The sequence below is a fragment of the Flavobacterium erigeronis genome, assembly GCF_054075165.1.
Genome location: NZ_JBSKGP010000008.1, coordinates 205,319 through 216,947, shown reverse-complemented (window position 1 = coordinate 216,947; position 11,629 = coordinate 205,319). Strand labels below are relative to the sequence as shown.

At 36.5% G+C, this 11,629-nt stretch carries 7 protein-coding genes; 3 read left to right on the top strand and 4 right to left on the bottom strand.

The window, feature by feature from the left end:
* Positions 1 to 110: 110 nt before the first annotated feature.
* Positions 111 to 1,247, bottom strand: coding sequence for a cysteine desulfurase family protein (locus ACWA1F_RS16645; protein ID WP_456895218.1), 1,137 nt, complete (start codon positions 1,245 to 1,247; stop codon positions 111 to 113).
* A gap of 817 nt (positions 1,248 to 2,064) precedes the next feature.
* On the opposite strand from ACWA1F_RS16645, the gene ACWA1F_RS16640 reads away from it, so the two are divergent.
* The 3 genes from ACWA1F_RS16640 to ACWA1F_RS16630 are packed head-to-tail and all read left to right on the top strand — an operon-like array spanning position 2,065 to position 5,892.
* Positions 2,065 to 2,703 (top strand): (2Fe-2S)-binding protein, encoded by a 639-nt coding sequence (locus ACWA1F_RS16640; RefSeq protein ID WP_456895216.1) that lies wholly within the window; start codon positions 2,065 to 2,067, stop codon positions 2,701 to 2,703.
* On the top strand, positions 2,700 to 3,680 hold the full coding sequence (locus ACWA1F_RS16635; protein WP_456895214.1) for an FAD binding domain-containing protein: 981 nt from the start codon (positions 2,700 to 2,702) through the stop codon (positions 3,678 to 3,680). The genes ACWA1F_RS16640 and ACWA1F_RS16635 overlap by 4 nt, the downstream gene beginning before the upstream one ends.
* A 7-nt stretch (positions 3,681 to 3,687) precedes the next feature.
* Positions 3,688 to 5,892: a xanthine dehydrogenase family protein molybdopterin-binding subunit gene (locus ACWA1F_RS16630; RefSeq protein ID WP_456895212.1), complete on the top strand. Its 2,205-nt coding sequence runs from the start codon at positions 3,688 to 3,690 to the stop codon at positions 5,890 to 5,892.
* Between the two features lie 267 nt (positions 5,893 to 6,159).
* On the opposite strand, the gene ACWA1F_RS16625 is transcribed toward ACWA1F_RS16630, so the two are convergent.
* From ACWA1F_RS16625 to ACWA1F_RS16615, 3 genes are all read right to left on the bottom strand, one after another.
* Positions 6,160 to 6,723, bottom strand: coding sequence for a DUF2911 domain-containing protein (locus ACWA1F_RS16625; protein ID WP_306160705.1), 564 nt, complete (start codon positions 6,721 to 6,723; stop codon positions 6,160 to 6,162).
* 196 nt (positions 6,724 to 6,919) lie between these two features.
* The gene (locus ACWA1F_RS16620; RefSeq protein WP_456895209.1) at positions 6,920 to 8,719 is read right to left on the bottom strand and encodes a glycoside hydrolase family 2 protein; all 1,800 of its coding nucleotides are present in this window, start codon (positions 8,717 to 8,719) and stop codon (positions 6,920 to 6,922) included.
* A gap of 488 nt (positions 8,720 to 9,207) precedes the next feature.
* A complete protein-coding gene (locus tag ACWA1F_RS16615; protein WP_456895207.1) occupies positions 9,208 to 11,628 on the bottom strand; it encodes a glycoside hydrolase family 2 protein in 2,421 nt (806 codons plus the stop codon).
* Position 11,629: the final 1 nt, after the last annotated feature.

Below are 11,629 nucleotides of genomic sequence, written 5' to 3'. Positions count from 1 at the left end.
TTAGTGCCTTAGTGCCTTTGTGGCAAAAAAAGAAAAACTTTGTGAGATTAAAAAATTTTGTGTCTTAGCGCCTTCGTGGCAAAATCAAATAGCGCCTTAGAAAAAAAAACTTACACACATAACCGTCGAGCCAATTCCAAAACCCGTTCAATAGCAATATCAATTTCTTCGGCAGTAGTAAATCTTCCCAGACTAAAGCGAATCGAACTCAAAGCCTCTTCATCTGACAATCCCATAGCTTTTAAAACATGCGAGGGTTCAGAAGTTACAGCCGAACAAGAAGCGCCATTCGAAACAGAAATATTCCCCAAACCCAAAATAAGCTGTTCTGAATTGACGCCCGGAAAACAAATATTGGAAGTATTGTAAATTCTGTTTTCGATGTTTCCATTTACGAACGAACCTTCAAATTGCAACAAGCCATTTTCTAATTTGTCTCGCAATAGTTTTATTCTATTCTGATTTTCATCTAATTCATTTGCAGCTATTTCACAAGCTTTACCTAAACCAATAATTCCCGGAACATTAAGCGTACCGCTGCGTAATTTTCGTTGCTGTCCGCCTCCAAGAATTTGAGATTCCAATTTGATTTTGGCCTTCGTCGAAATGTACAAAGCCCCAATACCTTTCGGGCCATAAAATTTATGAGCCGATAAAGTTAAAAGATCAATTCCGAGTTCTTTTACATCAATCGGAATTTTCCCAACCGCCTGTGTAGCATCACATAGAAAAAGCACATTTTTAGCTTTTAAAATTGTAGAAATAGCATTAATGTTTTGTATGACTCCTGTCTCATTGTTAGAAAACATTCCGATGAAAACCAGAGTTTTATCAGTAATTATATCTTCTAAAAGTTGAAGGTTCAAAAGTCCATCTGATTTAGTCGGAAGATAAGTAACCTCAAAGCCAATGCTTTCCATAAAACGACAGGTTTCTAGAACCGCTTTATGTTCTGTTTGAATTGTTACAATATGTTTACGATTTTGATGAGCCAGACCTTTTATCGCCAGATTAATAGCTTCGGTCGCACCCGAAGTAAAAATGATTTCATCAGCATCAGCATTAATCAAATCAGCCGTATGCCATGTAGCATTTTCCACCGCTTCTTGAACCGTTAAACCCGAAATATGCGAAGCAGTTGAATTAGCATAAAAATCAGTAAAATAAGGAAGCATGGCATCTAATACCCTTTCATCAACACGGGTTGTGGCATTATTATCCAAATAAATAATTTGCTGTTGCGACATACACTTTTGCTTAAAAAGTAAAAATACAATTTTATAATCTCGCAAAGTCGCAGAGGCGCAAAGTTTTTAAACCATATAAGTGATATAAGTTTATGTAAGGGATAATTTGTTTCTCGCAGATTCAGCAGATTCAGCAGATTTCTTTAGTATATTTTAAAAATCTGCAAAATCTTTTAACGCAACAATAATCTGCTTTATCTGCCAAATCTGCGAGAAAAAAACTTTGCATAATAAATCTCAAAAAGAAGAGGCGCAAAGTTTTTAAACCATATAAGTGATATAAGTTTATGTAAGGGATAATTTGTTTCTCGCAGATTCAGCAGATTCAGCAGATTTCTTTAGTATATTTTAAAAATCTGCAAAATCTTTTAACGCAACAATAATCTGCTTTATCTGCCAAATCTGCGAGAAAAAAACTTTGCATAATAAATCTCATAAAGAAGAGGCGCAAAGTTTTTTAAACCATATAAGTGATATAAGTTTAATTAAGAAGAGAACTTAAAATGCTTATATTACTTATATGGTTATTTTTTGCATTAAACTTTGCGTCTCTGCGACTTTGCGAGATTTTTTTTCATTTAATCTTTGCGCTTTTCGCGTTTTTGTAAAGATTAAGTAGAATATCTTAGCGCTCTTTGAGTTTAAAAAAGATTGGAATTTTAATTAAACTTATATTACTTATATGGTTTTAAAAAAACAGAAATTGTAATTATTCTAAATAAGAGTAATGTTTGAATTTTATAATTTTTTCTTACAGAAGATCGCTAAATTTGTTAGAATAACAAAAGTGAATTGGCTAATTTAACAAATAGACTGAATGGCTTCTAAAAAAACAAACCAGAATAAAGTAACGCCTGAGGATGCTAATTCCCGCCGTGACTTTATAAAGAAATCGGGACTTTTTACCGCTTTGGCGCTGACGCCGCCTTCATTGGTAATGGCATCAGAAAAGAAATGGGACGAAAAAATAGCGGAGTATTTAGAAACCGTACCGCTTTCTATTGAAGTAAATGGCACAAAACACAATCTGAATATCGAGCCAAGAACCACTTTGCTCGATTTGCTTCGCGAACAGTTACAGCTTACAGGAACCAAGAAAGGTTGCGACCACGGACAATGCGGTGCGTGTACCGTTCACGTAAACGGAACCCGAATTTTGTCTTGTCTTTCTCTAGCTACGATGCAGCAAAATGCTCAGGTAACTACAATTGAAGGACTTTCAAAAGGTAAAAAACTGCACCCAATGCAGGAAGCTTTCATAAAACACGATGGTTTTCAGTGTGGTTATTGCACGCCAGGACAAATTATGTCGGGAATTGCTTGCATCAAAGAAGGTCATGCCAACAGCAGAGAAGAAATAAGCGAGTACATGAGCGGTAATATTTGCCGTTGCGGTGCTTATCATAATATTGTTGATGCTATAACTGAAGTGAAGGAAGGAGGGAAGGAGCTATGAAAAACTTTCAGATAATTAAAGCACTGTCGTCTTCTTCGGCAATAACAGGAAAAGCCAAAGACAATTCGTCCATGTTTATTGCGGGAGGAACAAATTTGGTCGATTTGATGAAGAAGAATATTGTCGCACCAGACAAATTGGTCGACATCAACGGATTGGATTTAAAGAAAATAGAATTTTTAAAAGGAAAAGTTTCAATCGGTGCATTGGCAAAAAATAGTCAGGTTGCCGAAGATGCTTCTATAAAAGAAAAATATCCTCTGCTCGCTCAGGCTTTGGCTGCAGGAGCATCACAGCAGATTCGTCATATGGCAACTGTGGGAGGAAATATGCTGCAAAAAACACGCTGTTCGTATTATTACAATAACGATATGCCTTGTAACAAACGTGTTCCTAAAAGCGGATGCGGCGCTATTGGCGGCTCTAATCGAATGCATGCTATTTTTGGCGCTTCTGATAGCTGTATAGCCGTTCATCCGAGTGATATGTGCGTGGCATTGGCGGCGCTTGACGCGAAAGTTTTAGTGGAAGGGCCAAAAGGAAAACGAGAAATTAATTTTATAGATTTTCACAGACTTCCAGGAAATACGCCTGAAAAAGACAATAAACTGGATGAAAGAGAATTGATTACTTCAGTTGAAATTCCAGATAATAATTTTACTAAAAATGTTCATTATCTAAAAGTCCGTGACAGAACAAGTTATGCTTTTGCATTGGTTTCAGTTGCTGTAGCTTTAGATATAAAAAATAACAAGATAAATGATGTCAGACTCGCTATGGGCGGTGTGGCACATAAACCTTGGCGATTAACAGAAACTGAAGAATTTTTGAAAGGAAAAATAATATCAGAAGAGGTTTTTAAACAAGCAGGAAATCTGTCTATGAAAGGCGCAAGAGGATACGGCGGCAATGACTTTAAATTGACGTTGGGAGGAAATGCAGTAACGGAAGCACTTACAATAGCAGCATCAAAATAATTCAATTATGAGCAAAACAAGTAATATTAATAGAGTTGACGGATTTGCTAAAGTAACAGGTTCTGCAACGTATTCGGCTGAATATAAAACGTCAGGAGTTGTTTACGCCTGCCTTGTTGGAAGTACAATCGCAAAAGGCAGAATTAAAACTATCGATACTAAAAAAGCAGAATGGGCACCAGGCGTTCTGGCTGTAATTACACATTTAAATGTGGACAAACCTTCTGGATATCAAAAAGCGAAAGACAAACATAATTTTGGCCAGCCGCTGCAGATTTTCAAAGACGATTCGATTTTGTATTACGATCAGCCGATTGCTTTGGTGATTGCCGATACTTTTGAGCGTATGCGCTATGCAGCAAGCTTAATTAAAGCGGATTATTTTAAAGAAGAGCATTCAACCGAACTTCAAAAAGCTGCTGATAAAGAGAAAAAAGTCGAAACCGATAAAGGAAACGACTATCATCGTGGCGAGCATGACGGTTATAAAAATGGCGAAGTTGTTTTGGAAACAGAATATACGATTCCGACCGAAGTTCATAACCCAATGGAATTGGCGAATATCATTGCGAAATGGGATGGAAATAAACCCATTTTATATACAAAAAGCCAAGGCGTAGAAGGAACAAGAAAAAGTGTAGCCGGAGTTTTTGGCGTGCCTGTAGAAGATGTTGAGGTGCATGCAGAATACATTGGAGGCGCTTTCGGAATGGGATTGCATACCTGGCCTTATGAGATTGCAGCTTTAATTGGGGCAAAAAAATTAAATCGTCCGGTGAAACTGGTTTTGCATCGGGAGCAGATGTTTACCAATGTTGGTTTTAGACCGTACACCATTCAGAAAATGGGATTGGGATCAACCAAAGACGGAAAACTAACAGGATTAACTCATGAAGCCGTTGCGATGACTTCGAGTTATGAAGATTTTATGGAAGGAACGGTAAATATGTCACGCTTTATTTATGATTGTGCGAACGTTTCTACTCGTTATAGAATTGTGCCTTTGGATACCTGCACGCCAATCTGGATGCGCGGACCGGGAGAAGCAACCGGTTCTTTTGCCTTAGAATCTGCCATGGATGAAATGGCTTATAAATTAAATTTAGATCCGATTGAATTTCGCAAACGCAATTATGCAGAAAAAGATCAGGAACAAAATAAACCATGGAGCAGTAAGTTTCTCTTAGAATGCTACGAAGCGGGAATGGATAAAATTGGCTGGAAAAACCGTAAAAATGAACCAGGCTCGGTGAAAGAAGGAAACTGGCTTGTAGGTTACGGAATGGGAACGGGAACTTTTGGTTGCTACAGAAGTCCGACTTCGGTAAAAGCAAAATTTCTTGCGAATGGTGATTTAGTATTACAGTGCAGTGTGAATGATATGGGACCTGGAACGGCAACCATGATGACAGCAATTGGAGCTGAAATTACAGGTCTTCCATCTGAAAATGTAATCATCGAAATGGGAAAAAGCGGTTTGCCAAAAGGTCCAACGCAAGGTGGTTCGGCAACGACTTCTTCTGTAGGTTCGGCAGTGCATGATTCTTGTAATCTTTTGGTAAGTAAAGTACTGGAATTAGCAGGAACAAATGCGACTTTTAAAGGAATTCCAATTACGGATCTGACTTTCGAAAACGGATTGATTTCTTCTAAAAAAGACAAATCAAAATCGATTGCTCTGACTGCGCTTTTAAGCGCTAATAAATTAGAAAACCTAGAAGTAGAGAATCTTTCTAAAGCTGCTGAAGAAGCTAAGAAATATTCGATTTATTCGTTCTCTGTTCATTTTGTGAAAGTATTAGTGAATCCGAATCTGGGTAAAATTAGATTGGCGCATGTGGTTTCTTGCGCGGATATCGGAACGGTTATCAGTCAGAAAACCTCTGCGGGACAAATGTTCGGCGGGGCTGTTGGCGGAATCGGAATGGGATTAATGGAAGCTCTGGAAATCGATCATCGTTTTGGGCGTCCAATCAATAACAATTTTGCAGATTATCATGTTCCCGTAAACGCCGATATTGAGAAGCAGGAAGTGTTTTTTGTTAATAAAAAAGACCCTATCAGTAATCCGATGGGGACAAAAGGTTTGGGAGAAACAGCTTTAGTTGGAATGGCGCCTGCAATTGCAAATGCTGTTTTCAACGCTACAGGAAAGCGTGTTCGCGATTTACCAATTACTTTGGATAAAATTATAGAAACTGTGAAGGTTTAAAGCCACAGATTATTTCGATTGAAAAAAAAATAGCCACGAATTCACAAATTTTTTTTCTGCTAAATCGAAAATCTCTGCAAAAGTTAAAACCACAAATTACACAAATTTTCGCAAATTTCTTTTTAATATAATTTGTGGAAATTTGTGTAATTTGTGGTTATATTTTTTAATAAAAAAAATAATTCGCGAATTCGTGGCTAAAAAAAAATCGCAAAGCTTAAAAAAAACTTTGCGACTTTGTGCCTTTGTGGCCTATATCATTAAAAATTACTTCACTGTAATTGGCAATTCAACCGTAGTTTTATCCCAACCAATAACTAAATTAGCTACATTTCCTTGAGTTGTAAAAGCAATAGATAAAGCTTCGATTACATCAGAAACATTTTTAACAGGAACAGAAACTCTTACTACGTCTTTCTTCTCGTCGTAAGCATAACCACCCCATAAATCCAATTCTTTATTGATAATGATGGTCCATTTATCTTTTTCAGGAATAGCAAATAAACTGTAGTATCCAGCAGGAACTTTTTTACCGCCAATAGTTACATCTTTGTAGAATTTAATTTCTGTGTTCTCGTTAGCACCAACTCTCCAGATTTCGCCAAACTTAACAACGTCTCCAAAAATAGTTCTTCCTTTTGCAGAAGGTCTTGCGTAAGTCACTTTGATAACTGGGTTTGGAGTATCCGTTTTTTTGAATTTTACGGCTTTGTTTGGGAAATAAGAAATATCAACAGGGCTATTGTCAAGCGGAGCAAATTTTACCACATCTTGAGCCTGAACTGTAAAAGCAGCAAACAACGTAACTGCCAATAAACATAATTTTTTCATAGGATTACAATTTTTTTAGATTATCACAAAGTAAGTTAATAATGAAGAAAAATCATATAAATTCAAGTCGGTTTTTTGTTAATGAATTGGTAACAGTTTTCTTTTTTCGTCATTTTTTACTGTAGAGACGCACCGCAGTGCGTCTAACGTATTGTAGATATGCGTTGCGTAGACGCACTGCTGTGCGCCTCTACATTTAATATTCACTTTTCTTTTTAGCATACCAATCCTGCATGATATAAAAGGCTTTCTTTTTCTCTCCGTCATTAGAAATTAAACCTTTACGATTATATCCATCCTGAATACCTGGAAGCAATCTTTTCGGAGATCTGAAATCAACTAGAATCCATGGACTTAATCCGCTTAGATGAGGAATTTTCTCAATCATTTTTAAATTCTGAATGTATAAATATTCCTGATATTCTTCTGTCCAGCGTTCGTTTTTCTCTCCATGAAAACCAGCTTTAGCATCGCCTCCAAATTCAGAAACAACAATTGGTTTGTTGTATTTCGATTTCCAGACTTTTTTTTCAGCATCTTCCAGATTTCCGCCGTACCAGCCTAGATATTGATTAAAAGCCACAACATCTAAAACTTCACCAATTGGATCATCTATAGTTTCATTTTTTGTTAATAAAGCCGCGCTGATTAATCTTGTATTGTCTAATGATCTCGTATGTGATGCTAGATTTTTAATGAAAGTATTTCGTGCTTCAGAAATTGGAGTTTCATTGGCCATTGACCAGATAATAATACTGGCTCTATTTTTATCTCTTATTATTGAAGCCGTTAACTGATCTTCGGCATTTTGATAGGTATTTTTGTTTGTGAATTCCACTGTCCAATACACCGGAATTTCTTCCCAAACCATGATTCCCATTTTATCAGCTTCACGAATAATGTTTTCGTTATGCGGATAATGTGCCAAACGTACATAATTACAGCCCATTTCTTTTGCCCAATTCAACAAGCGCAAAGCATCTTCAACAGAATTAGCACGCCCGCCTTTGGCATTTTCTTCGTGAATAGAAATACCACGTAAAAAGATCTGTTTCCCGTTAAGCAAGATTTTATCTTCTTTGGTTTCGATAGTTCTAAAACCAATTTTATCGCTTAATTTTTTTCCATTAAAATCAATTGTAACATCATATAATTTTGGATTTTCCGGCGACCAGTATGAAACTTTCTTCGCAGGAATTTCAAAATTCAGATTTCCGTCAGCTCCAATTTTTCCTTTGTAATTGATTTTCAATTCTGGAATCGAAATAGAAACCGAATTTTGAGTCGAATTTAGATTGTTGATTTTTACAAAACCTGAAATTATCGCAACATTTCCTTTTTTAAGCTGAATCGTGTAATCTTCTACAAAAGAATCTTCTTCTTCAATTAAAGTCACATCGCGCGTGATTCCTCCGTAATTCCACCAATCGGTATTTACTGTCGGAACATCTTCTTTGTGGCGCGTGTTATCAACTTTAATAACCAGATAATTGTCTTTTGGTTTTACAATCGAAGTTACTTCATAATTAAATGGTGTAAATCCGCCTTCGTGCGTACCTAGTTTTTTCCCATTCAAATAAACATCAGCTTTGTAATTGATAGCTCCCAAATATACAAACAGACGTTTTTTAGGTGCTAAATTATAATCAAACGACTTTTTGAACCATACATTTCCTTCGTAATATTTTAATTCAGGAACCTGCGAATTCCAATCGCCCGGAATTGTAATTGTTGGAGATTTATCAAAATCGTATTCTACTAATTCTTGTTTATTTTGAGCATGATAATTGCTGAAAAAAGCTCCTTTTGGCGCTTTTTCATTTTTATCATATTGATCCAAGTGAAAACTGTAAAATCCCGTTTGATAGGGATCGACGATATAATTCCATACTCCGTTTAACGAAGTGGTATTGCGGTTGGGTACGTTTGAGATTAGATTTTGTGCAGACGCCAAAACGGAAGAGATTAGGAGTAATGCGGTTAATAGTTTTTTCATTTTATAATTTGTTTTTTGGTATTTGTGTTTTTGTTTTGCCACGAAGGCGCTAAGGCACTAAGTTTTTTTGTTTTTGCTTCTTGCAATCCCGATAGTTATCGGGAGCTAAGACGCAAAGTTTTCTCATTTTTTGTCTTCCTGAGCGGAGTCGAAGGAACGTAAGAAACTCTACAAAGATTGGCGATTTTGTTTGTCGAGCTACTTGTGTGTCCTTCGACTCCGCTCAGGATGACAAGCTGTATCTAAAATAAATCTGAATTCTGTATAAAAAATTTTCTCCCGCAGATTAAGCAGATTGAGCAGATTTTTTTGTCTCACGCAGATTTTAAAAGATTTAAGCAGATTAAAATTAATCTTTTAATTAAATCAAATCTGCTCAATCTGCCAGATCTGCGAGAAAATTAAATCTGCGATCTCTGCCAAAATCCATTAAGATCTGCGTGAAACAAAAAACTTAGAACCTTAGCAGCTCAGAACCTCAGAACCTTCTATCGAACAGGAACAATCAAATATTCCCCTTTAAAACTCTGATTCAAAGCCGTCATTTCTATCGGATTTCCAGAACCATCTGGAATTACTTCAATCGAAGCTTTTCCGTTTGCCATTCTAATCGATTCGCTTCCTGTTGGTGTTCCTTGGCTTTTCAATGTTTTTCCTCCTTTTAGACATTGAAAATACACGCTTGCTTCATAATCCAGACAGCGTAAATTATTATTATCAATTGCAATTGCGGTAACCAAATAATTGCCATTTTTTAATTTTTCTGATGACAATTGTAATGAAACTGCCGTATCATTTTTATTGAAACGATAATTCACTTTTAAGGTATCAGAAACTGTTTTACCTTCTTTTGTTTTTCCAACAGCTAATAAAACATTTTCCCCTTTTTTGAAATTGACATCCCAAGTTAATCCATTTGCAGGATAAAGGGAAAGATTTCGTTGTTTATCTCCCAATGATTTTCCGTCATGGAACAAAGTTACTTTCTCGCAATTACTAAAAACGCTGATAGTTCTTGGTGTGTTTTCAGGGCCTTGGCGTTCCGTCCACGTATGCGATTCGATATACGCAAAAGGTGTTGTCGCCCAATAACTTTTAAAAACATAATACGCATCTTTTGGAACTCCGTTTCTGTCCGTCAAACCTTTTTGATTCATGTACGGAATATCATCTTCTGGTCGTAACGGCGTTGCAAAATCCTTGAAAGCCCACTGAATATTTCCCACAAACGTTGGATCATTCTCGGATATATGCAAATGCCAGTCAAACAAATCAACTATATAATTTTCGCTCCAATCGCCAATTTGAGCAATGTTAGCCACTTTGGTTTGAACGATGGCTTCTTCCCAACCTTCAGATTTTATTACATTTTCGCCCGTTATTGGCTTTTCGCTGTGACGACCAACGTGACTGTCGCCACCATATTCAGCATGAATAAAATGTTTGTATTCTTTTTTGTAAACATCAATTGCTTTTTGGTAGCTTTTGTAACTTCCAGAATACCAGCCCGACCAGATCGAAGGCGAGAATACATCTACAATATGTGAACCTTCATAATATTTTCTAATGGCTGTTTTTCTTGTCGGATCTAGCTTATGCGAAATGTCATTTAATTCCGTTAAAAAAGCATTCATTTTATCAGCATTATCTCCGTCTGGAAAGTCAGGAAGCCAGTTCATTTCGTTTCCTAAAGACCAGATTATAATACTCGGATGATTGTAATTTTGATTGATGATTTCCGCCAGCATATTTTTGGTATTGGTTTTCCAAACCTCATTTCCGATTCCGCCTCGACACCACGGCAATTCATCCCAAACCAATAATCCTAGTTCATCACAAGCTTTGTAAATTTCAGGATCTTGCGGATAATGCGCTAAACGGACAAAGTTTGCGCCCATTTCTTTTATCGATTTCATATCTGCCCAATGCTGTTCGTTGCTCATGGCTGCCCCAACACCAGCTTGTTCTTCATGACGATGTGTGCCGCGAATTAACAGACGTTTTCCGTTGAGGTAAAAAGGCCCATGATCTTTAAACTCAAACCATCTAAAACCAACTTTCTCAGTAATACTATCTTTGATTTGATTTTTTTCAGATAAAGAAGCCGTCAGTTTGTATAAATTCGGTTTTTCAGTATCCCAAAGTTCTGGGTTTTTGATGTTTTCGAAAGTGATTGTCGAAACTTTATCCGAAACTGGAATCGTTTTGCTCGTAACTTTTTTTCCTTTTGGAGTTTTTAAAGTTACAGTCAACGATAAATCTTTTGAATTCTCTGGATTTATAATGGACGAAACAATTTGAACAGAAGCTTTTTTAGCTGAAACTTCAGGTGTTGTAATTTTTATATTTTCGATATGGCTTTTGTATTTCGAAACCAGCCAAACATCGCGTGTTATTCCTCCATAAATAAAGAAATCACTTTTTTGAGACGGAATAATTTCAATATCATAACTATTATCGACACGAACAAAAATGTCGTTGTTTCCTTCTTTAATGAATTTAGTAATATCGATAGAAAAACCAATATAACCGCCAATATGCGATCCAGCTTCTTTCCCGTTTACGTAAACATTCGTAGTAACATTCGATCCTTCAAAATAAAGCGAATAAACCTGATTTTGATCAATTTTAGAAATATTGAGATTCTTCTGGTACCAGCTCGCATCACGTCGATAGCCCGGATTTAAATCGGTCGCATCTTCGGCATTCCAAGTGTGTGGCAAGTTGAGAGAAACCCAGTTAGAAGCTTTTTGAGCTTCGCTGAGGTTGGCAGTATGATTTTCCAAATACAGCCAATTGTCGTTAATGTTTGTTTTTGTCTGAGCAAAACTGCTGCTCAGACAAATTTGAACAAAAACAAGGGTAATAAAAATGTAAAATGTATTATAATGGTACAGTGGTTTTTTCATA

What these genes read in the sequence shown, in the direction of transcription:
- ACWA1F_RS16645 (WP_456895218.1), bottom strand. Translation starts at nt 1,247, where the DNA reads ATGTCGCAACAGCAAATTATTTATTTGGATAATAATGCCACAACCCGT.
- ACWA1F_RS16640 (WP_456895216.1), top strand. Translation starts at nt 2,065, where the DNA reads ATGGCTTCTAAAAAAACAAACCAGAATAAAGTAACGCCTGAGGATGCT.
- ACWA1F_RS16635 (WP_456895214.1), top strand. Translation starts at nt 2,700, where the DNA reads ATGAAAAACTTTCAGATAATTAAAGCACTGTCGTCTTCTTCGGCAATA.
- ACWA1F_RS16630 (WP_456895212.1), top strand. Translation starts at nt 3,688, where the DNA reads ATGAGCAAAACAAGTAATATTAATAGAGTTGACGGATTTGCTAAAGTA.
- ACWA1F_RS16625 (WP_306160705.1), bottom strand. Translation starts at nt 6,723, where the DNA reads ATGAAAAAATTATGTTTATTGGCAGTTACGTTGTTTGCTGCTTTTACA.
- ACWA1F_RS16620 (WP_456895209.1), bottom strand. Translation starts at nt 8,719, where the DNA reads ATGAAAAAACTATTAACCGCATTACTCCTAATCTCTTCCGTTTTGGCG.
- ACWA1F_RS16615 (WP_456895207.1), bottom strand. Translation starts at nt 11,628, where the DNA reads ATGAAAAAACCACTGTACCATTATAATACATTTTACATTTTTATTACC.